This window comes from Terriglobia bacterium (assembly GCA_035712365.1).
Taxonomy (GTDB): Bacteria; Acidobacteriota; Terriglobia; order UBA7540; family UBA7540; genus SCRD01.
The window spans coordinates 165,937-186,945 of record DASTAW010000033.1 but is presented as its reverse complement, the minus strand read 5'-3'; the positions used below and the strand labels follow the sequence as shown (position 1 = coordinate 186,945).

Sequence of the window (21,009 nt, the reverse complement as noted above, 5' to 3'; positions counted from 1 at the left end):
GCCAAGTCGTGCCGAAGCCGCCCTGTCATAAACCCTTAATCGTCCTGCCCCCGGCATCCCACATAGCCTCTGCCTTGTGGAAATAAGAGTAATTCGCCAGGTGGCATCCGATGGCGGTGTTGTTCCCGAAAACCGGGTCCTCCACCGACGGCCGCCGCGTCCTGACCGACTGAAAGAAATTCCAAAGGTGCTGTGCGTCTTCATTATAACCGGGTGGAGTGTGGTAGCTGGCGCCCTCAATCGGCTGTGCCGTGCCCGGCGCGGTTTTATGCTCGGCTTCCCACTGCTTCACATATTCGGCGTGCAGTTTGGGAGGGAAGCTCGAGGCATAGTAGCAGGGCGCATGGTCCTTTCCATCCTGGGGTGAAACGGTGAGCCCGCGCCCCTGAATTTCAATGGTTCCGCGAGTCCCGAGGATCTTCACCACCTCATCCTCATCATTGTCGAGGGTGACGCGGATCATACAACGGAAATTCGGATATTCATAAACCGTGGACATCTGGTCAGGGTAGTCACGCCCATCAACATTCCACTGGAAAAGTCCTCCCTGGGAGTAGGCGCGCTCCGGAGGAGCGGTCACGCCCATGATGTAGTGGATCCCGGTGAGCAGATGCACGTAAAGGTCGCCCGGAATGCCTTCCCCATAGTCACGAAATGCTCTCCACCGGGCGAAGCGAATGGGAGAGAAAGGATGCTTGGGAGCCGAACCCTGCCACGTTTCCCAATCCAGGTTCTCAGTGGAAAGGCCGGGTGGCGGCGGATACACCCAGGCGCCGCAAGGGGAATTCCTGCCCATCGTGTCTTCAACCAGCCGGACATCTCCGATGGCCCCTGAGTCGATGAGTTCCTTGGCCTTGGCATAGATGATGGAACTTCGGCGCTGGCTGCCGATCTGCACAATGCGCTGGTTCTTGTTCGCGGCCTCGATGATGGGAAAGCCCTGGCTTACTTCGTGCGTCATGGGCTTTTCGCAATAGATGTCCTTCCCTGCGCTGCAGGCGTCCACGATGATGCGCTCGTGCCAGTGGTCGGGAACCGCCGCAACAATGCAGTCTATGTCCTTGTTTTCCAGCAGCTCCTTATACTGCCGGGTGGCGGGGACTGTTTTGCCGGTTTCCCTTTGAATAATTGCATTGGCAAGGGTGTGCCGCCCGTCGTATAGATCGCAGGCCGCCACGCATTCAACGCCGGGAAGCCTGATGGATGTACCCAGCAAACCCGAGCCCTGCATGCCGATGCCGACCATGCCAAAGCGCACCGTGTCGCTGGGCGGGACAGGACTGGGCGAAGCGGCAGGATTTTCAGCTTCGAGCAGGATCGATTTGCCAACCAGCGCCGCGCCGGCAGCAGTGGAAGTTCTGCGCATAAAATCCCGCCGCGATATCGACTCATTCCTCATGTCGATGCACCTCCCCTTCGTATCATTCAAATTATGACGATGCTTTGTCACTTGCCGGAAAACCGGCGCGCGCCTCGGTTGCGCGGCTGCGCTCATGCTGGCCGAAACGCAAGCCAGAGCCGCCGCGCTGACATCTGGTCTCCCGCGCTAAGTGCGGATGGTTTTTGCCTGTTCGTCCCAGACGGCCTCAGCCTTGTTGAAGTAGGAATGATTCGCCATGTGGCTCGCAGTAGCTGTCCAGTTGCCGAAGACGGGTCCCTCATCGTTGGGTTTCCGCGTCCTGACTGCGTTCAGGAAATTCTCCATGTGTACCAGGTCCTCATCGTAACCATCAGGCACGCGGAAGGTCTGAGACTGTTCGACAGCGGTCAGCGAACTCAACGGCGGGGCAGGATGCTCCTCCTTCCACTTCGCCCAGTACTCCTCGCGCAGCTTTTTCGGCCATCCATCCACGGAATACCGTTCGGGCTGGGGACGTGTATCCTGCGGGGCAAAAGTCACCGATTCCTCGCCACTGAACATCAGCGTTCCCTTGGTGCCATAAATGCGGGTGTCTCCGCCCTGCGAATCGTTATTCAGATTGCAGCGGACGGAAACCGTCGTTCCCGGAAAGGTATAGAGCGTCCAGATCAGGTCGGGCTCGTCACGGCCGTCTTTATAGTGATATAGACCGCCGCTGGCCACAGCCTTCTGAGGTGGCCCCTCGAATCCCATGGCGGTGTAAATTCCGGTCAGGATATGGACATACAGGTCGCCCGGCAGACCTTCACCATAATCCGAATAACCGCGCCAGCGGAAGAACCGCTTGGCGTCAAAAGGCCGCTTGGGCGCATCGCCGAGGAACTGCTCCCAGTCGATTGTCTGCTCGTTGGCGTCAGGCGGGATGGGATAGACCCAGGCGCCGCTCGGATCATTGCGATCGATCCAGCCCTCGACGGCGGTTATCTGTCCCAGCGCACCGCTCTCAACAATCTCTCGCCCCTTGGCAAAGACTATGTTGCTTCGCCGCTGGCTGCCCACCTGAACCATTCGTCCGTATTTCTGCGCCGCGTCAATGATTCTGAAGCCTTCCGGGACTTTGTGAGTCATCGGCTTTTCGCAATAAACGTCCTTGCCGGCAGCACAGGCGTCTTCCACAATCTTTGAATGCCAATGGTCCATGGTGGCCACAATCACAAAGTCGATGTCCTTGCGGTCAAGAATTCTGCGGTAATCTTTGGTGGTGTCCAGCTTCTTACCGGCGTGCTCCTGGGCAGCGATCAGTCGCCCGTCATAGAGGTCGGAGACCGCCACCATATCGACGCCGGGTGCGCGTAGCGCCGTCGATAAATCTTCGCATCCCCGCACTCCTGTCCCTATCGAGGCAAACCGCAGCCTGTCCGACGGTGGCACAGGCCGGGGCGACGCCATGGCGTGCGCCGGCTCCAGCAAGGTCACCTTGGCCGCCGAACCGACTGCGGCAGCCCCCGCTCCTACTCGCATAAAATCACGACGTGTCATTGAATCTCTAGACATAGAACACCTGCCCTCCTCGTGTAATTCTAAAAAAGAATCGATACAATTGAGATAACGGGCAAGTTTGACAGAAACGGGCGCAGAGGGAAAGGCTTTTGTTCACAAAACTTTCGCGGCGTCCGCCTCAGCCGTCAGGTGTGCGATTTGCTCAACAAAGCCAGCTTCCTGAGCGGTTCGCCTGTGATGCGCATGGTGGACCACTCCTCCATCACGCGTGCGCCGAGCGCCTTGTAAAACTCAAGCGCCGGAGTGTTCCAGTTGAGCACCTGCCATTCAAACCGGCCGCAGCCTTCGTCAACCGCCATCTTCGCCAGATGCGTCAGCAGAGATTTGCCGATTCCCCTGCCGCGAAACTCCGGCCGCACAAACAGGTCTTCCAGGTAAAGACCGGCACGGCCCATCCAGGTGGAGTAGTTATAGAAGAAGAGCGCGAAGCCTGCCGGATGGCCGCTCCATTCGGCAATGATCACGCGAAATTTCGGATTCGCGGAAAAACCGTCGCGCCGGATGTCCTGCTCCGCAGCTATGGCCTGTTGCGGCTCCCTCTCGTATTCGGCCAGCTCGTGGATGAGCTGGACAATCAGCGGAATGTCTTTGGTCACCGCCGGACGTATCCGGAGCATTGGATCCTCAATAAGAGTTCCAGAAACCAACCCAGGCTGAACCTTCACAATCGTAATTCATGACCCAGAAAAGACTCAAGCAGGCCGAGACCCGGCTTCTCCGGCTACCCACGGTTGACACAGGGTCGAGTCTGATATTAAATGACGGCCACAGACTGGGAGGTGAACAATGTTGACGCGGCGCAGTTTTCTTGGAGCGGTGGGAGGAGCGGCGGCAGGGGTGGTGATGCCCATTCGGGACGCTTGGGCTGCCGGAAAACCGGCATGGCCAGGTCCCATTGGGCTTGAGCTCTATACGGTTCGCGACCGCTTCGCCAAAGACCCTGCTGAAACTTTGGAGAAAGTTGCCGCTGCCGGTTACCGGGAGGTCGAGATCGGCCCCGGCAGCAAACCCGCCGCGCTGAGGCAAGACCTGCGGGCCGCCGGCCTGACCGCCCCAAGCGGCTATTTTGATGAACCCAAGACTCTTGAAGACTGGAAGAAAGCCGTCGGCCAAGCCCACGATTACGGCCTGCAGTACATCGTGGTCGGTGACAATCCTGTTCTAAACGCCGAAGCCTGGAGGCGCCGTGCCGATTTCTACAACCAGTGCGGGAGGGTGTCAAAGCAAGCCGGAATTCAGTTCTGCTACCACGCTCATTTCCATGAATTCGCCAAAGTGGGCGGCACCACTGGCTACGACATCCTGCTGAAGAACTGCGACCCTGATCTTCTGAAGATGGAGATGGATATCTTCTGGGTCACCTATGCCGGGGCTGATCCGCTCCACTACTGGCGGCTCTATCCCGGGCGGTTTCCCATGCTGCACATCAAAGACTTGCGCAAGGGCGTCAAGATCAGCCCTCAGAAAGACCCTGGAACAAGCGGCCCAAATCCCTTTGCTCCTGTGGGCCAGGGCCGCATTGATTGGCAGCGCATCTTTGCCCACGTGCATGAAGCCGGAGCCAAACATATCTTCGTCGAGCAGGACCGTTGCAATCTGCCGGAGTTCGAGGCCATCAGGATCAGCTACGAGTACCTCCGGAATCTCCGCCTGAGTTGATCGCCCCGCGCGCTCTAATGCGCTGCGGGCTGGCCCTTTGGAAAGCGCTTCTTTCAGTTTCGGTCAGGAAGGTCGAGGCTTCGTGCCGGTAGCCGCTACGGCATTACGGAACTGGCGCCTGGTTAGTTCGCTTGGGGCATTAAGGCCTGGGTAGCTGCCTGGCTGGCGGGCGAACCGGTCGCCTGAGGATACGACACCACCTGGATGCGGACAGGGGTCACCCCTGCGCCCATAAATCCCAACCGTTTTGCGGCCCCCATGCTGACGTCCAGCAGCCGGTTGGCCACCCATGGACCACGATCAGTCACTTCAAGCACCAGTGTCCGGGCGTTTAACAGGTTGGTCACCTTGATCCGGGTGCCCAACGGGAGCTTGCGATGGGCGCAGGTCATGGCCTTCATGTCGAAGGGATGCCCGCTGGCAGTTGGAAGTCCATGAAACTCCGGGCCATACCAGCTTGCCACGCCAAATTGCACCTTTGCACCTGCCGTCGTGTTTGACTGCAGCACTCTCAGCTCAGGCGACCTGGCTTCCGAGCGAGCAGAAAGCGCTACCAGAGCTGCCACTGCGCAGCCCATAACGAGGTTCCTCAATCCGCGACTCCCTTCAGTCCCCCCCGCCAGGCGAACCCGCGCCTAACGTACCCCGTCGTACCCGGTCTGTCTATGATGGCTCCAGCCTAGGAGGGTAGCAGTCGCATGTCAAGACGAATTATCGTTTCTAATTACCGGACGGTAGGTCGGCTAATTCGAAGATTATTAGGCTGAACGGACTGTAATTCGGATGGCAATCCTCGTATGTGGCCCACACTGAGCCCCGGATAGGGTGCGGGCAGCGGCCTGGTTCAATCGGTTACAATTTCACCAAGCGAGGGAATCTGATGTCCCTCGCGCCGTGGCGGACAAAGTCGCTCCTGAACTCACCCGCTGGTGCGTTGAAGAGAACCGCAGCGGTGGCAGCCCCGCGTCTGTGAGAAAGTGACCGCGGCTGGCAGATTCAACTTTTCAGCGACCTGATTGGAAAAGCTCTATCGGGTTTCCCGAGGGATCATTCAGCAGTATCTCCGATCCGCCCGGCCCGCTGACGATATCGTTCCGAAAATGTAAATCTGCCTTTCTGAGACGAGCGACTTCCGCTCGAAGGTTATGCACGTTTATGATGATGCGATTCCATCCGCCTGGTTCAGGCTTGCGGCCATCTGGCATGGGTTTTGCCGCTCCTCCTGGGCCAAACGGCGTGCTCAGCGCCAACTCCAAGTTTCCTCGGTTGAGCAACGCAAAGTTAGGCCTTGCCTCTTGCTCCACTTGAAAGCCCAGGTAGGTCGTATAAAACTTTACCGCCGGGTCAAGATCGTTGACCATATATCGAACCCTTACCGTATCCATATTCGTTCTCTCCTTTGATTGTCCCCGCATCGCAAGCTGTGGTGGACCAAACAACCCGATAAATAGAAATAACAACATTTTCTTTACCATCGCGTGGTAACCTCCTCCCATTCGGCTTGTCTGAAAATTTCCGCGCCAGCCGTACTCATCAGCGGTGAGCGCAGCGTTAACTCGATGAGTCCGGTTTCCGATCGCCCACAGTCTCGCCGCGCTCTAACAATGCCTGCAGCCACCCCAGCATCCTTGGCCAGCCCCGGTAACTCTGCGCCAATTCCGGGTGGGCCAGGAAGCCGCTGTGCTGAATTCTGACCAGCGTTCCTCCATCCGTTGCTTCGAGCTCCCAGCGGATGGTGGTTTTCGCAGGGCCGGTCCAGCTTGCGGTCCAGGTGGAAACCAGCAGCCGCGGACGGTCGATTTCCAGGTATTCGCCGGCCACCTCAAAGTTGTTGCCGGCGCCGTCCAATCCCGTGCTTTTCCACTTTCCTCCCACGCGCAGGGCAGCCTGGAAATTCGTGCAGCGGTAGATGCCTGGCTCGCCCCACCACTCGACCACCAGATTGGGGTCGACCAGCGCCTGAAACACCTGCTCCGGTGGCGATTCGATAAGAATTTCGCTGATGATGGCATCGGCGTCTGGAGTGACTCTTGATGTCGCCTTGGATTTCATTCTCACGGCCTCCTTATCGCGGACGTTTTTTCTTCTTCTCTGCCGGAGGGCGGCTGGCTTTCTTCTTGTGCTCGGATTCCGCCACTGCCTTCAGCCCGGTGAGGCTTGCCTGCCAGAACCTCTGATATTGCCTGATCCAGGAATCAACGGCCCGCAGTGGGGCGGGGTTCAGCTCGTAGAGACGGCGCCGGCCCTCGCGCCGCTCGCGCACCAGACGGGCGCGCCGCAGCAGGCGCAGGTGTTTTGAGACGGCGGGTCTGGAAACAGGGAAGGCCTCGGCGATGCGGCCCGCAGGCAGGCTTCCGCGTCGCAAGAGGTCCAGGACAGCGCGGCGGGTGGGGTCGGCGAGGGCGCTGAAGATGGCATCCGGAGAATATGTAACCGAGCGGTAACTCATAATATGTAATCATAAGGTTACATGTTCGGGCCTGTCAAGGCATTTTTGCCGAGGGCCGCGGTCCAGCATTTGAACTTTTCGTCGGAAATCGCTCGCGTCGCACACCCCGCGATGAACGCGCCATCCGCCGGAGGCCGAGCCAGAGAAAAAATCCTGGTGCTTGGTTTTCAACGGCGGAGCAAGCTTACGCTTCACCCGCCGTCGGACCTCCGGCACCCTCTCCCCGCGCTTCACCGTTATTTGGCGCCCCCCATGGCCGCCCGTCATTGGAAAATCAGACGGACGGACGCGCGCCGGTGCAGACGCTGCTCGTGCGAGCGGCCGGGCGAAAAACCGGAGAAGGTGGCGCCGCACAGTCGCTCGCTGCCAGTTGACGCTTGGCGGGTTTTCGCTTACATTACAGGTTCAAAAAACAGCGCCTTGAACGGTTGCTTCAGAAGCGCTGCCGGAGGGGTCCCGTTCCCGGTATGAACCGTAGTTCGCTTCTTTGACGCGAGGTTGCGTGCGCCTTCCATCCTTTTGTAAACTTTTTCTGCTGGCGATCCTTGTGCCTGCCGTTCCAGCCGTGGCGCTTACGCCCGTTGCCGCGCAGCACGGAATGGTGGTTTCGAGCGAACCACTGGCCACTCAGGCGGGAGTTGAAATCCTCGAGGCCGGCGGGAACGCCGTGGATGCGGCCGTGGCCGTGGGATTTGCGCTGGCCGTCACCTATCCCTTCGCCGGGAACATCGGCGGGGGCGGATTCATGATGGTCCGAATGGTGGGTGAACCGCCGGCGATGATCGATTACCGCGAGGAAGCGCCCGGCCATGCCACGCGCGACATGTATCTGGACAAAAATGGCCGCGTGATACCCGACGCTTCCATTGTGGGCGCCCTGGCGGCAGGCGTCCCCGGCACCGTGGCAGGACTCTCGACGGCCGAGCAGAAGTACGGCAAGCTGGGCCTTCTGCGCGTGATGCAACCGGCCATCCGCCTGGCCAGGGAAGGCTTTCCCGTCAGCTATTACCTGAGCCAATCGCTCAAAGCCCACCAGAAGCTGCTTTCGAAGTTTACCGGGAGTAGCCGCATCTTTTTGCGCTACGGGAACCTTTACCAGCCCGGAGAGATTTTCAAACAGCCCGACCTGGCGCGAACGCTGGAACGGATTGCCCAACACGGGCCCAATGCGTTCTATCTGGGCCCGGTTGCCGCCTTCATGATGTCCGCCATGTCGCAGTATGGCGGCATCATCGGCAAGGAGGACCTCTCGCAGTACCGCGCCAAGGTGCGCGAGCCGCTGGTGGGACATTTCCGCGGGTACGACATCCTGGCGCCGCCGCCGCCGAGTTCGGGAGGCGTGGCGTTGATTGAGATGCTCAACATTCTCGGCCCGCTTGACCTGGGGCCGCCGGAGTCCTACGACTCGATGCACCTGGTGGTCGAAGCCATGCGCCGCGCCTACGCCGACCGGGCTGCCTACCTGGGCGACGCGGATTTCGCTTCCGTTCCGGTGAAGGGGCTGACCAGCCCGAAATACGCCGACGAGTTGCGGAAAGACATCCTGAAATCAAAGCCTGACGCCGTGGTGAAACAGGGCAACCCGGCGCCGTTTGAGGGCCCGAATACGACGCACTTCTCCGTGGTGGACGCGGAGGGCAACGCGGTTTCAAATACCTACACGCTGAACAGCGGCTATGGGAGCGGGTTGCTGGTGGACGGCGCGGGCTTTCTGCTGAACGACGAGATGGACGACTTCACCTCCAAGCCCGGAACACCCAACATGTTTGGCCTGATCCAGAGCCAGGCCAATGCCATTGCGCCCCGCAAGCGGCCGCTTTCGTCCATGACGCCGGTGATCGTGCTGCAGAACAACAAGGTGCGGCTGGTGCTGGGGTCGCCGGGCGGCGGCACCATCATCAACACGGTGCTCCAGGTGTTGCTGAACGTGGTGGTTTACCACATGGACGTGTTGCGGGCAGTCGAGGCGCCGCGTTTTCACGACCAGTGGATGCCGGACCAGATAACGCTTGAGAAGTGGGGCTTTTCTGCCGACACACTTGATAAACTGAGAAGAGCCGGATACAAGCTCCAGGAGACGGACAGCCTGGGCGAATGCGAAGCCATCGACGTTAATCCCGAAACCGGCTGGCGCTTCGGCGCGGCGGACCCGCGGGGAACGGGAAAGGCGGCCGGCTACTGATGAAATTTGCGCTCTCCACTCACCTTTTTGCCAACGACCGGCTTTCCTCACACATCCTGGACGGAATTGCGGGCGCGGGCTTCCGCCAGATTGAAATCTTCGCAGCGCCCCAGCACCTGGATTATCGTGATCCCAACCACGTTCGCGACGTGGCGGACTGGTTCAGCGACCACGACCTTGAACTGTTTTCTCTGCATGCGCCGATCTACGCTGACAAAGAGTGGGGACGCGCCGGCGGGCTGCCCATCTCCGTGGCCTATCTGGAACGCCGCAAGCGCATTGAGAGTATGGACGAGATCAAGCGGGCCCTCGATGTGGCCGAGAAGGTCCCCTTCCGCTATCTGATCCTCCACTTGGGCCTGCCGAAAGACGAATTCAACCTGGAAAGGTTTGACGCCGCCTTCACTTCGATCGAACATTTGAACATTTATGCCAGGGAGCGGGGCGTCAGCATTCTGCTGGAAAATATTCCCAATGAACTCACGGTGCCCGAGCGGCTCATCCGCTTCATGCATTACACCCACATGGGAATGAAGGTCTGCTTTGACACCGGCCACGCCCACATGACCTGCGGCGTTGACCATGCCTTCCAGGTGTTGAAAGACCACATCGCCTCTACGCACGTCCACGACAACTGGTTTGAAAATGATGATCATCTGGTGCCGTTCACCGGGGGCATTGACTGGCAGCGGGCGGTGCGCCGCTTCCAGGGCCTCAACGGCCACGTTCCCATCATGTTTGAGCTGCGCAATTTCGGGCCCGCCGCCACCTGTTTCGACAAGCTGCGCGAAACCATGAAAAGGATGGAGGAAATCCGCTAGGCATGGGAACCTCTTCGCCGCCAGTCGTTGAGATCCGCAATCTGAGCCGGCACGTGGACCAGGAAGTCACGGTGGAAGGCTGGCTTTACAACCTGCGGGAGAGCGGCAAAATTCTCTTTCCGATTTTCCGGGACGGCACGGGCCTGGTGCAGGGCGTGGTGGTTAAAAGCGCCGTGCCGCCAGAACTGTTTGAAAGGGCGCGCGCGCTTACGCAGGAATCGTCCCTGCGCGTCACTGGCAAGGTTCGCGCCGAGCCCCGCGCTCCCGGAGGCTACGAACTGGGTGTCACGGGCCTCGAAGTCCTCCAGCTTGTTCCCGCCGACCAGCCGTATCCCATCACACCCAAGGAACACGGCGTGGAATTTCTGATGGACCACCGCCATCTGTGGCTGCGCTCCACGCGCCAGCGGGCCATTCTGGGCGTGCGGCACCAGATCATCCGTGCCTGCCGCGACTTCTTTGACGACCGCGGATTCGTTCTGGTGGATACTCCCATCCTTACTCCCAGCGCCTGCGAAGGCACCACCACGCTGTTTGAAGTGGATTACTTTGAGCAGAAAGCCTACCTGGCGCAGTCAGGCCAGCTCTATAGCGAGGCCGCCATCATGAGCGTGGGAAAGTCCTACTGCTTTGGGCCCACCTTTCGCGCGGAGAAATCCAAAACCCGCCGACACCTTATGGAATTCTGGATGGTTGAGCCGGAGGTCGCCTTTGCCGGGCTCAATGAGGTGATGCAGCTCGCTGAAGACCTGGTGGCAAACGTGGTTGCGCACGTGCTCGAAAAGTGCCGGCCGGAGCTCGAAACCCTGGGGCGAGACGTTTCAAAGCTTGAGCGCTGCACGCCCCCCTTCCCGCGAATTTCCTACGACGATGCCATCAAAATCCTCAAGGAAAAAGGAAGTGAAATCGAGTGGGGCGGCGACTTCGGCGGCACGGATGAAACTCTACTGGCCAAAAATTTTGATCGTCCTGTGCTTGTCCATCGCTACCCGAGCCAGGTAAAGGCTTTTTATATGAGGCCCGACCCTGGGCGCCCCGAGCTCGCCTTGTGCGTCGATATGCTGGCTCCTGAAGGCTATGGCGAGATCATCGGCGGCAGCGAGCGTCTGGCGGATTACGATCTGCTGGTGAAGCGCATGGAAGAATCGAAACTCCCGCGCGAAGCCTTCGAATGGTATCTCGACCTGCGCCGCTACGGCACCGTCCCGCACGGCGGATTCGGCATGGGCATCGAACGCGTCGTGGCGTGGATATGCGGCCTGGAACACGTCCGCGAAACCATTCCCTTCCCCCGCATGCTCTACCGGCTGACGCCGTAGCGGTCGTCCAAGGCGAGATCGCTCAGTTCGGCTTCCGGAGGGCCGGGTGCATCGGACGCGAAGAGGGCTTCGGGAGTTCGCCTGGCAAACCGGATACGGCGCCTTCAGCGTCAGCCAGTCGAGTGCCGCCTCGGTGGCGAAATACATTCGCGAGCAGGAGGAGCACCACCGGCGGGTTTCGTTCCAGGAGGAATTTAGCAGAATTTATCAGCTTTCCCATGGCTTACGCCATCTCCAGGGCTGGTGCAGGCGGGACAACTTTGCAGTACCAAACTTCTGCTTGCGGGTCTCCGAAGCGCGAATCTTCGCCGCGTCTTCCACCCAGAGCTCGTGCCCGCAAACTCGCAGAGTCTCAGAAAACGAGACTCTATGCTGCCCGCTCGGGTGAAAAATAAAAATCAAGGGCGGGTGCGATCCAGGTATATAGTAGTGGCTCAACCCATCTATCACAGATCCCGGTCTGGTTCCTGGACAATGGTCTTCGAGAGACGCTTCGTCAAGGAGGAGACACTATGGGAGCATCCACGAAATCACTGGTAAGCAGAAGAAACGTGTTACGGATTGGTGCATTCACGGGGCTCGGAACAGCTCTATGGCCCGCGTTTCGGACTGGTCAGGCGCGGCCCGCCGATTGTACGGAGGCGGACCCATGCTATGGAACCCGGCCAGCCACTCCCGCGGCCGCGCTCCAGGCGCTGGTAACGGGAAACCAAGAGTGGGCGGCGTTTACGCAGTCGCATCCGCACGAGGATGCAGTCCGCCGCGAGTGCGTGTTTAACCATGGGCAATCGCCTTTCGCGGCGATTATCTCCTGCTCGGATTCGCGTGTCCCGCCCGAACTGGTCTTCGATCAGGGAATCGGCGATCTGTTTGTGGCGCGTGTGGCGGGCAACGGCGCAACAGCAACGCTGGCCGAGTCCCTCTATTACGGGACAAGCCATCTTTGCGCGGGCCTGATCTTTGTGCTTGGCCACTCACAATGCGGTGCGGTCATAGCGGCGGTAGAATCCTTCCCGACCGGCCACAAACTTGAATTTGTCAAACTGATCTACCCGGCCGTCAAGGCGGCCAGAAAAATTGTGGGGCCTCCCTTCCCTGAGCAGCAGGTGGTTCAGGAAGCTATCAGACAAAATGTCCTGAATGTCGTGACGGGTCTGCGAAACAGTCCGGACTTCAAGCCAAGCGTTGATAACGGTACCCTGCTGATCGCGGGAGGCGTCTATAGTCTCGCAACATATCTCGTCGATGTAGTGATCCAGTAAGCGAAGCACCGATGCCCGCATCGACACCATTCTGAATCAGAGCCTCTCACTTCGCGGCTGGCGCATACATCGTGCCGTCTGCGATGTGTGCGAGGAACCGTAACAATGGTCCGGCTTCAGCCGTGGCAGGTATTCTTGTGCTGTCTGTGGTCTCCGTGTCAGGAAAAGATGCAACACAGAGCTCTCCGGGTGCTCTGTTAAAGCTTTTAACCCACAGAGAACACAAGACCCGCGGCACAAAAAAAGTTTGCCGTGGTAACCTGGGGAAAGAACTCATGATCCTCCCCATCTCACGACGCAAAGCTCTCCCCAAAACATTATTGGCCGCGGGCTCGTTAGGCGCGGCGGCGCTCTGGGGTAAAGCCCGCGCGCCGGAACAGGCATTCACTTCTGCCGAGGGCGCACGTATTCGGGACGAAGCCTTTGCCTTCCTTCAAAAGTGCGCCCGCAAAGACGGCGGTTACAATCCTTCCCCTGACCCTCGGTATCACGGCAGCTCTGACACGGCGGAAAGCGATCTGGCAGCCGTAACGTACGCCGCGGTGCTGACGAAAACTTTCCAGCGCAAGCTGCCCGCGGGTGCTCGCTCGGTTGAATTCATCCAGAGCCATCAGCAGCCGGACGGCGTTTTTGCCAACCGCGAAGGAAACCTGGACCCCAAAGCCGACCTCGCCATTCTCTACAACACCGTGCAAGGAGCGGTGGGCTTGCGGGCGCTAGGCGAAAAGCCCCGGATTAATCCCATCCACGCGCTTGACCGCTTTTTTGAGAACGGACGGTTCCGCAAGCTGCCGTTGTACACCATGAGTTTTTATCCGCTGTTCTACGCGGCACTGGGAGCGCATTTCCCCGACGATCACCGCAACGCGATCGAAAGCTGGCTGCAGAGCCATCAGGCTTCCGATGGCTACCTGGGCGATCATGTGGCGTCCACTTTCCACCTGGTACACTTCTTCCGATTGATTGGCCGGCCCGCGCCGCGCTCTTCGGCCCTTGTTGCGCGCGTGCTCAAGGATCAGCGCCTCAACGGCGGATGGCACCTGAAACCTCCCGACTGGGACGTCCACGCCTGCTTTGACGCGGTTTTCCTTCTGCGGCAACTGGGCGGCAACACGGCACAGTGCCGGGCAGCCATCAGCCGCGGAGCCGACTGGGCGCTCACCTGCCGCACGGCGGATGGCGGATTCAGCCACTATTCCGGCGAGCACTCGGATGTTGACGCGGCCTATTTCCAGTTGGGAACGCTGATCCAGGCGGGCCGGATTCCCGGCGCTGACTTCAACCTGCCGGATGCCGAAACGCTCGGCTGGGGCCACGCCATGAAGCCCGGCAAAATCTATTCGGCTGGCTAGCAGATCCGATAGCTGAGATTTGAGCGCTCTGGCAGTAAATCTTGCCCACTGTATCGGGAAGAAGCAGCTCTGTCGGCAACGCGGTTTGCACACGCCGTTGCGAACTTGTGAGTGGCTGATATGAGTAGTCGCCAGCTCTCACCCATGTGCAGGCTGGCCGCGAGCACGTCAATCAAACCTCTAAGCTGCCATGTTCTCGATTACAAAATCGTGGTTGCGATCCAACCAGCGGGGTGTAGACTGTGGCGGACAGCCGCAGCACGATAGCTACATTGCGGTGAAAGTGACTGAACCATTTTCCTGAAGCCTGGGAAGCCTGTGGAAAGGACCGAACAGCATGAGCAAATGTCCTCACCTCGATAAAATCCTCGGTATGAACGAGCCAATCACTCGCCGTGATTTTCTGGACGGAGCGCTGGTTGCGTCCACAGGGATGCTGCTGGCCGCCGCGTGCCCGTTTCCGCTCGGCGCCCAGGCAGCGGGAAGCAACCAGGCCGATTGGGCTGCATGGACCGGCTACACGGGTGAGGGCGACTATAAAAGTTCGGCCGGAAACACCGAGCAGGTGATCCATGACGCTCACGAAGTCCGCGACGGTGAATTCGACAAAGCTCCCGCGGGCGTCACGGACACAGGCGAAACCTACGACTGCGTGGTTGTGGGAGGCGGGTTCTCGGGTCTCTCGGCTGGATTGTTCTTCCACCAGCGGACGACTCTGGACCGCACCTGCCTGATCCTGGACAACGCAAACATATTTGGCGGCGTCGCAAAGAGAAATGAGTTTGTCGTTGACGGCCATCGCCTGTTCGCTCCCCAGGCGTCCGTTCATTTTCAGCCGCCGTATCCAGATAGTTTCCTGGAGCACGTCTACGATGCCATGGGCCTGGATTGGGACGCCTTCAAGTCCTACCAGACGTGGCAAGGCCCATCGCCGCAGATCGATTTGCCGCGCAGCCCTTACGGCGTCGGGCACATCAACGGCAAACCGGCCGAGGGATTCTTTTTTGGCGCGAAGTTTGGAAAGAAGCCTGGAATATGGATCAAGGATCCCTGGGGTAAGGGCCTCGCGGGATGTCCGTTTTCTGACTCGGTCCGGAAAGAACTGCTGGCCATCCACGGCGACCGTTATGTGAAGGCGCCGCTGGTTTACGATTATCCCGGCGACGCCGTTTCGCGCGAGCTCGACGGCATGACCATCGAGGATTATTACGTGCGCAGCTACGGCGTGAGCCGCGAAACCATACGCCTGCTGGTTACCCCGGAAACCTCGGGAGGATTCGGACTTGGCCCCGACGTCCTCTCCGCATTTCTTCAGTACATGTGGTCCAAGGTGATTCCGACGGTTGATGACAGCATGGCAACCGGGCTCCAGATGTTTCCCGGCGGCAACTCCGGCATGACCCGGCTGATCGTCAAGACACTGATTCCCGACTCGGTTGATGGACCGCGGACCATGGCCGCCACCCACAATGATCCGGTCAACTTCCAGGCGCTCGACCGGCCCGGCCAGCCGATGCGCATTCGGCTTGGATCCACAGCAGTCCGGGTGGAGCACATGGGGGAACCGGACAAAGCAGAGTTTGTTTCAGTCATGTATCTGAAGGATGGCAAGGTGTATCGCGTTAAAGCCCGAACCGTCGTGATGGCCGGAGGCGGCTGGATAACCAAGCACGTGGTGCGTGACCTGGACGAAACTCGGCGCAAGAGTTACGACCAGTTCCTGTACTCGCCCTACATGACGGCCAACGTGGCGGTCCGCAACTGGCGCTTCATGTACAACCTGGGCATTTCAAGCGCGTCTTGGTTCGAGGGTTTTGGCCGCTACGTTAACGTGCGCAAGGACGCAACGTTTGGCGTCGATCTGCCCACAGTCGGTCCCGACCTGCCGACAGTCCTGACCTTCTTCGTGGATTTCGCAAAGCCGGGGCTTCCGGCGCTTGCCCAGGGGCAGATGGGCCGGGCGGAACTGCTGTCCACCCCGTTCGCGACCTATGAGCGGCAAATCCGCGAGCAGATGATGGAAATGTTCGGCGCTTCCGGCTTCGATGCCAAACACGACATTGCCGGGATCGTCCTGAACCGGTTTGGTCACGCCTTCATCAATCCGCAGCCGGGCTTCTTCTTCGGGCTTCAAGGGAACCCTGCCGCCCGCGACGCGCTGCGCGATGGCCCCTTCGGCAGAATCGCTTTCTCGCATGCTGACCTGGCCGGAGCCATGGACCACCGCAACGCCTTTATGGAATCAGACCGCGCCGTCAATCAGCTCCTGAACCGGGTGCTGACTTAGCCGAATGTCCTTGCGCGTGCACAGTCGATGATCGGGATTTGCCGGTAGCAGTCCTTTTTGATGTAGCGGCGGCTTCATGCCGGCATCTGGCGAGATGAACTCGCCGCTACGGAGGATAATGCGGATGGACTCGGAGTCAATGCGTTTCAAACTATGCCGCGACCTATTCACCCTTCCCACTCCAGCGCGATTGCGCTAAGATGCACCATTCGGCAAATTCCACACTGGAAAGATGGCGCAATGACCTCACCCAAAGACCAGCTTCTTGCCTTCAAGCCACAGCACAAATTCTTTGTCGGCATCGATTCCGATGGCTGTGTGTTTGACTCGATGGAGATCAAACACAAGGAATGCTTTATTCCCAACATCATCAAGTACTGGAAGCTCCAGGCCATCTCCAAGTACGCGCGCGAGGCGGCGGAGTTTGTGAACCTCTACTCGAAGTGGCGGGGGACCAATCGCTTCCCTGCGCTGACCAGAACTTTCCAGCTTCTGCGCGAGTGGCCGGAACCGATGCGGCGCGGCGTGAGGATCCCGGAGGTGCCCACGTTGCAGGCGTGGATTGATTCCGGCGCAGCGCTGGGCAATCCCGCACTCGAAGCCGAAATTGCCAGGGCGCACGATCCGGTGCTGCAGCAGACGCTCGAGTGGAGCCTGGCCGTCAACCGTTGCATTGCCGACATGGTGGAAGGCGTTCCACCTTTTCCGTTTTTCCGGGAGAGCGCGGAAAAGCTGCAAAGCAAAGCAGACATCATCTGCGTATCCGCCACGCCCGGCGAAGCCCTGGAGCGCGAATGGCGCGAGCATGACATCGCGAAGTACGCCGAGGTGATTGCCGGGCAGGAAATGGGAAGCAAGAAGGAGCATCTGAAGCTGACCACGGGAGGAAAATACGAGAAAGATTGCGTCCTGATGGTGGGAGATGCTCCCGGCGACCTGGCTGCCGCTCGCGCCAACAACGCGCTCTTTTATCCCATCAACCCCGGCCACGAGGAAGGATCATGGCAGCGATTCCACGATGAGGCCATCGACCGGTTCCTCAGCAAGAGATACGCCGGCGACTACGAGACCAGGTTGATCGAGGAATTCCAGGAACTCCTGCCGGAAACGCCGCCCTGGAAGAAATAGCCATCACCTTCAAAGTACGGGCTGGCGCCTCACCGCGAGCCGGCCAGCCACGTCGCCGTGGCCCGTCAGGGAGCCCGCCAGATCAGATGGTGCTTCTGGTCGTTCCCAAACATCACAATCGAGTCGGCGGTGGTCTGAGAACTCTGGCCTGAGAGCACGGTCGTTAGGTCAACCGTCCCCAGGTCCATCACATAGCCCTGGGCGTCTTTAAGCTCAACGCTCGGAGAGTTTGCATTGGCGAGAACGTAGCCACCGTCTCTGCCCGCGAGTGATAGCAATCCACCGCCGCCGGTTCCGCTTCCAACTTCGGCTGTGACACGGGGCGCGCTTCCTTTGACGGCTACACTGAATTGCAGATGATCGCCCAACAACGAAGCCGCCTCCCCTTCACTGGAAACAGTTACTGCGCCGGCGCGCATGGAGGTAACCTCCTTCCCATCCTGGTCAAACATCTTGATGGAGGGCCAGCAATTGGTCGCGGGAAGGCACGTCACAGCCATCTGGATCCGCAGTTTGCCGGCACTGTCCACTACGTCGAACTCGCGCGCCGCCACCTTCTCCGCGCCTGGCTTGACGACACGTGAATTTCGGTCCGAAGAGCAGGCCACCGCATAAACGACACCCACGGCCGCAGCCAGAGCAAGACCGGCGGCTGCAAGGCGCTTAAACCGCCTGTTGTCGCGCTCGAGGATTTCCAGCCGCCGTGCAAATTCCTTTTCAGTCATAGTAAACCTCCGGGCCCGGATGACTGAGCCTCATCCAAGCAAGTTTACAACCTTCGGCAAGTACCATGGGTCCCACGGTACAGGTCGGCGTCGATTGGTCTGCGGGTTTTATTAAGGGGGGGCTGTTAGTAACCGACAACTGCTGCGAACCATTGAAACCAAGTCCCGCGCTACTGTCCTTTTGCGGCCGCCCGGTTGGCGGCGCGTGCCTGCTTCATGATTTCGCCGTAACTTTCTTTATCAAAGGGCGGGCAGCCGGCAGGGAATTGCCCAAGTTCATTCTTCTTTGAGCGCATGAGATAGGTGCAGTAGGAGAGCGTTTTGCAGGTACGGAGCGGATTGAGGTCGGCCTTTTCGAACGTCACCCGTGGAAGATCAGGATAAGCGAGGGCCGCGCGGCCCAGGCCCGCGAGCGTGGTTCGATGCAGCTTCACATTGGCCGCCGCCGCGTGGATGAGAAAGTGGCGCAGCCACGTATAGCCGGTGCCAACCACGGCCAGGTCGGGGTAGGCGTTCTGGATCTGCGCCGTAGCGGAGAAATGGCGGGCGACTCCCAGCAACGGATGCTCAGGCGTTTCATAATATCCTTCGTTCGATTTGTCAAACGGACGTCCAAGATGCGGATTGGCATACGGAATTCCGAGCGAAACGTTCAGCAGGCGAACGCCAGCCTGCTGCAGCCAGCCGACAAGCTTGATGGGCTCCGAGAGGTCCATTCGATACGGATCTTTTGGGTCAGTGCCGAAGCCATAGTTGTAAGGAGTCGGATAGTCGCGCGGCACTCCCACGGAATCCTTACTGCCGACGGCGTATGGGATGCCATCGTAGACGCCCAGGCGCACCGCGAGAAGGAAATCGTCGCCCACCCGGCGGCGAATTTTCCCGGCAACACTCAGAGTAAACCGTGCCCGGTTTTCGAGCGAGCCTCCGTAAGTCCCAGCGCGAGTGCGCGCGCCGATCAGTTCAGACAGCAGATAACCATGGGTCATCTTGATATCGACGCCGTCGAAGCCAAGCTCACGCGCCAAAGTTGCGGCCTGTACATACCGGTCTTCAAGGGCCGCAAGATAATCATCCGAAGCAAGCTCGGGCAGATTTTCTCGCGGCGGCTGACCCTCGCGGTTGACCAGCGGATACAAATCCAGCACGGGATGCCGCGACGCGACCTTCTGCTTCTCGAAAGAGTAGCGGCCGGAGTGCGTGAGCTGCAGGAGCGCGACGAAATCGTGGCAGGTGCCGAACTCTTTTTGATGGGCTTCGCGGCAGGTTTGCAGAAGCTCTTTCAATTGCTTTGCGGAGCCTGGATGGATCCAGAGCTGCCGGGGATTGGCCCGGCCTTCAGGAACCACCGCGCAGGCCTCAAACCAGATCAGCTTGGCCCCTCCGCCGCCAAAACGTTGGTAGCGCCGGAAAGTTAGTTCGCCGGGATTGCCGTCGGGATTGCCGTCGCAGCCTTCCATGGGATGGATGGCAAAGGAATTCCCAATTGTCCAGGTTTTGCCGCCGGGGCTTCGGACTTTAACGGGCCGCGCGAGAAGGCTGCGGATTTCCTCCTTGTCCTCGACCAATGGAACGTCAACGCCCAGCTCTGCGGCGTGGGCGCGAAGGTCGGCGAGACTCCTGTAGTGAAAGTATTGTTTGGGCATTTTTAGCTTATCGCGTCAGGAGATCGGCGCCCGATGTCTTCTTCCTTTTTCTCCCGTGATTTGCGGTCCGCCTGAAGCAAGGCAGAGTGGATGGATAGAAACTCGCCCACATTATCCAGGGTCAGCAGGCCCACCAGCCGTCCCTCGTGGACTACCGGGAGTGACCGGCTATTGCATTCGCGAATCATCACCAGCGCCTGCTCAAGCCTCAGGCGGAGATCGATGCCGGAGATGTCGCGTCGCATGGCGTCGCGAACCCGGGTTTCGGGCCCGGTCAGTGCAATGCCGCGGGTCATGCCCTCTCGCGTCAGCAGACCCAGAACATGATCGCCGAAAACCACCGGGAAATCCTCCCGCCATCCCGACAAAATCTGGTTGACCGCATCTCCCAGCGTATCGTCAGGCCGGAGCGTGCGAACGTCATGCAGCATAACGTTCTGCACGGCAATATCCCCGGCCGGTGAGTGCATTCTGGCAAACGAATCCTCCTCGCCAGCGCCTGTCCAGACGAACAGACCGATAAAAATGAGAAACGGATCGGTGAACAGCCCCGCCAGCGCGAACAGGCATGCGATGCCACGGCCGATGCGCGCAGCAATGCGAGTGGCGCGGCGGTAATCAAGCCGCGTGGCAAGCAACGCGCGCAGGACGCGCCCTCCGTCCATGGGAAACGCCGGGACCATGTTGAACGCGACGAGCCAGAAGTTCACAATCAGCAGCCTGGTCAGAAAATCTCCATCGAAGGCGATCAGTTGATCGAGGCTGACCCCGCCTCCGGAGGACGCAATCGCGCCATAGAGCAATCCGGCAATGGCGAGGTTCACGGCTGGCCCGGCGAGCGCCACCCAGAGTTCCTGAATGGGATCATCCGGCATGCGCTCAAGCCGCGCCAATCCTCCGATGGGCAGCAGAGTGAGGTCACGCGTTCGAATTCCAAAGTGGCGGGCGGCGGCGGCGTGGCCGAGTTCGTGGAGCGTAATGCAGCCAAAAATGACAAGGATGAAACCGGCAGCGTAAAAAGCCGTTAGAAGACTGTGCCCATCTGACCAGTTCAGGAAGAGAACGAAGGCGATGAGGAGCCAGAACGTGGCGTGAATGTAGAGGCCGATTCCCGCGACCTCGCCAATTTTCCAGGACCAACGCATATTTTCGATGTTTGCCCGCAGGGACCAGGCAGGAACTGGGGCGCCAAGTCCCTACCTAAAGTTAACATTGCCGAGCGGCTCGCGGCAAGCGATGGTTGTGATGTTAGGCATAGG

The 21,009-nt window shown here is 59.5% G+C and carries 17 protein-coding genes and 1 pseudogene; 8 read left to right on the top strand and 10 right to left on the bottom strand.

The genetic code is table 11. The features are described 5' to 3' along the window. Positions 1 to 25 precede the first annotated feature (25 nt). The 3 genes from VFQ24_10360 to VFQ24_10350 form a co-directional block, all read right to left on the bottom strand. On the bottom strand, positions 26 to 1,399 hold the full coding sequence (locus VFQ24_10360; GenBank protein ID HET9178744.1) for a Gfo/Idh/MocA family oxidoreductase: 1,374 nt from the start codon (positions 1,397 to 1,399) through the stop codon (positions 26 to 28). A 147-nt stretch (positions 1,400 to 1,546) separates the two neighbouring features. Continuing rightward, positions 1,547 to 2,914 (bottom strand): Gfo/Idh/MocA family oxidoreductase, encoded by a 1,368-nt coding sequence (locus VFQ24_10355; GenBank protein HET9178743.1) that lies wholly within the window; start codon positions 2,912 to 2,914, stop codon positions 1,547 to 1,549. Positions 2,915 to 3,045: 131 nt separating this feature from the next. Next, positions 3,046 to 3,537: a GNAT family N-acetyltransferase gene (locus tag VFQ24_10350; GenBank protein HET9178742.1), complete on the bottom strand. Its 492-nt coding sequence runs from the start codon at positions 3,535 to 3,537 to the stop codon at positions 3,046 to 3,048. Positions 3,538 to 3,706: 169 nt separating this feature from the next. Between VFQ24_10350 and VFQ24_10345 the strand changes: the two genes are divergently transcribed. Next, on the top strand, positions 3,707 to 4,579 hold the full coding sequence (locus VFQ24_10345; protein HET9178741.1) for a sugar phosphate isomerase/epimerase: 873 nt from the start codon (positions 3,707 to 3,709) through the stop codon (positions 4,577 to 4,579). Between the two features lie 122 nt (positions 4,580 to 4,701). On the opposite strand, the pseudogene VFQ24_10340 reads toward VFQ24_10345, so the two are convergent. From VFQ24_10340 to VFQ24_10325, 4 genes and pseudogenes are all read right to left on the bottom strand, one after another. Continuing rightward, positions 4,702 to 5,052, bottom strand: a pseudogene (locus VFQ24_10340) (septal ring lytic transglycosylase RlpA family protein). A 531-nt stretch (positions 5,053 to 5,583) separates the two neighbouring features. Next, positions 5,584 to 5,964, bottom strand: coding sequence for a VOC family protein (locus tag VFQ24_10335; protein HET9178740.1), 381 nt, complete (start codon positions 5,962 to 5,964; stop codon positions 5,584 to 5,586). Positions 5,965 to 6,130: 166 nt separating this feature from the next. Further along, on the bottom strand, positions 6,131 to 6,631 hold the full coding sequence (locus VFQ24_10330) for an SRPBCC domain-containing protein (protein ID HET9178739.1): 501 nt from the start codon (positions 6,629 to 6,631) through the stop codon (positions 6,131 to 6,133). Positions 6,632 to 6,644: 13 nt separating this feature from the next. Next, the gene (locus VFQ24_10325; protein HET9178738.1) at positions 6,645 to 7,028 is read right to left on the bottom strand and encodes a metalloregulator ArsR/SmtB family transcription factor; all 384 of its coding nucleotides are present in this window, start codon (positions 7,026 to 7,028) and stop codon (positions 6,645 to 6,647) included. A 547-nt stretch (positions 7,029 to 7,575) separates the two neighbouring features. Here VFQ24_10325 and ggt point away from each other — a divergent pair. The 7 genes from ggt (at position 7,576) to VFQ24_10290 (ending at position 17,379) form a co-directional block, all read left to right on the top strand. Then, entirely contained in the window at positions 7,576 to 9,210 is a 1,635-nt protein-coding gene (gene ggt, locus VFQ24_10320) for a gamma-glutamyltransferase (GenBank protein HET9178737.1), read from the top strand. After that, on the top strand, positions 9,210 to 10,031 hold the full coding sequence (locus VFQ24_10315; protein HET9178736.1) for a sugar phosphate isomerase/epimerase family protein: 822 nt from the start codon (positions 9,210 to 9,212) through the stop codon (positions 10,029 to 10,031). The genes ggt and VFQ24_10315 overlap by 1 nt, the downstream gene beginning before the upstream one ends. Before the next feature lie 2 nt (positions 10,032 to 10,033). Next, positions 10,034 to 11,350, top strand: coding sequence for an asparagine--tRNA ligase (gene asnS, locus VFQ24_10310; protein ID HET9178735.1), 1,317 nt, complete (start codon positions 10,034 to 10,036; stop codon positions 11,348 to 11,350). Between the two features lie 512 nt (positions 11,351 to 11,862). Further along, a complete protein-coding gene (locus VFQ24_10305; GenBank protein HET9178734.1) occupies positions 11,863 to 12,612 on the top strand; it encodes a carbonic anhydrase in 750 nt (249 codons plus the stop codon). A 275-nt stretch (positions 12,613 to 12,887) separates the two neighbouring features. Then, the gene (locus tag VFQ24_10300; protein HET9178733.1) at positions 12,888 to 13,964 is read left to right on the top strand and encodes a prenyltransferase/squalene oxidase repeat-containing protein; all 1,077 of its coding nucleotides are present in this window, start codon (positions 12,888 to 12,890) and stop codon (positions 13,962 to 13,964) included. A 337-nt stretch (positions 13,965 to 14,301) separates the two neighbouring features. After that, a complete protein-coding gene (locus tag VFQ24_10295; protein ID HET9178732.1) occupies positions 14,302 to 16,251 on the top strand; it encodes an FAD/NAD(P)-binding protein in 1,950 nt (649 codons plus the stop codon). 240 nt (positions 16,252 to 16,491) lie between these two features. Then, complete coding sequence (locus tag VFQ24_10290) at positions 16,492 to 17,379, top strand: HAD family hydrolase (protein ID HET9178731.1); 888 nt, start codon at positions 16,492 to 16,494, stop codon at positions 17,377 to 17,379. Between the two features lie 65 nt (positions 17,380 to 17,444). Here the strand turns inward: VFQ24_10290 and VFQ24_10285 are convergent, their stop codons facing one another. The 3 genes from VFQ24_10285 to VFQ24_10275 form a co-directional block, all read right to left on the bottom strand. Next, positions 17,445 to 18,104, bottom strand: coding sequence for a hypothetical protein (locus VFQ24_10285; protein ID HET9178730.1), 660 nt, complete (start codon positions 18,102 to 18,104; stop codon positions 17,445 to 17,447). A gap of 170 nt (positions 18,105 to 18,274) precedes the next feature. Next, complete coding sequence (locus VFQ24_10280) at positions 18,275 to 19,750, bottom strand: NADH:flavin oxidoreductase (GenBank protein ID HET9178729.1); 1,476 nt, start codon at positions 19,748 to 19,750, stop codon at positions 18,275 to 18,277. 2 nt (positions 19,751 to 19,752) lie between these two features. Beyond that, positions 19,753 to 20,895 (bottom strand): site-2 protease family protein, encoded by a 1,143-nt coding sequence (locus tag VFQ24_10275; GenBank protein HET9178728.1) that lies wholly within the window; start codon positions 20,893 to 20,895, stop codon positions 19,753 to 19,755. Positions 20,896 to 21,009: the final 114 nt, after the last annotated feature.

Bases quoted from the DNA above. Each gene is read 5' to 3' on its own strand.
- VFQ24_10360 (HET9178744.1), bottom strand. From the start codon at position 1,399: ATGAGGAATGAGTCGATATCGCGGCGGGATTTTATGCGCAGAACTTCC.
- VFQ24_10355 (HET9178743.1), bottom strand. From the start codon at position 2,914: ATGTCTAGAGATTCAATGACACGTCGTGATTTTATGCGAGTAGGAGCG.
- VFQ24_10350 (HET9178742.1), bottom strand. From the start codon at position 3,537: ATGCTCCGGATACGTCCGGCGGTGACCAAAGACATTCCGCTGATTGTC.
- VFQ24_10345 (HET9178741.1), top strand. From the start codon at position 3,707: ATGTTGACGCGGCGCAGTTTTCTTGGAGCGGTGGGAGGAGCGGCGGCA.
- VFQ24_10335 (HET9178740.1), bottom strand. From the start codon at position 5,964: ATGGATACGGTAAGGGTTCGATATATGGTCAACGATCTTGACCCGGCG.
- VFQ24_10330 (HET9178739.1), bottom strand. From the start codon at position 6,631: ATGAAATCCAAGGCGACATCAAGAGTCACTCCAGACGCCGATGCCATC.
- VFQ24_10325 (HET9178738.1), bottom strand. From the start codon at position 7,028: ATGAGTTACCGCTCGGTTACATATTCTCCGGATGCCATCTTCAGCGCC.
- VFQ24_10315 (HET9178736.1), top strand. From the start codon at position 9,210: ATGAAATTTGCGCTCTCCACTCACCTTTTTGCCAACGACCGGCTTTCC.
- asnS (HET9178735.1), top strand. From the start codon at position 10,034: ATGGGAACCTCTTCGCCGCCAGTCGTTGAGATCCGCAATCTGAGCCGG.
- VFQ24_10305 (HET9178734.1), top strand. From the start codon at position 11,863: ATGGGAGCATCCACGAAATCACTGGTAAGCAGAAGAAACGTGTTACGG.
- VFQ24_10300 (HET9178733.1), top strand. From the start codon at position 12,888: ATGATCCTCCCCATCTCACGACGCAAAGCTCTCCCCAAAACATTATTG.
- VFQ24_10295 (HET9178732.1), top strand. From the start codon at position 14,302: ATGAGCAAATGTCCTCACCTCGATAAAATCCTCGGTATGAACGAGCCA.
- VFQ24_10290 (HET9178731.1), top strand. From the start codon at position 16,492: ATGACCTCACCCAAAGACCAGCTTCTTGCCTTCAAGCCACAGCACAAA.
- VFQ24_10285 (HET9178730.1), bottom strand. From the start codon at position 18,104: ATGACTGAAAAGGAATTTGCACGGCGGCTGGAAATCCTCGAGCGCGAC.
- VFQ24_10280 (HET9178729.1), bottom strand. From the start codon at position 19,750: ATGCCCAAACAATACTTTCACTACAGGAGTCTCGCCGACCTTCGCGCC.
- VFQ24_10275 (HET9178728.1), bottom strand. From the start codon at position 20,895: ATGCGTTGGTCCTGGAAAATTGGCGAGGTCGCGGGAATCGGCCTCTAC.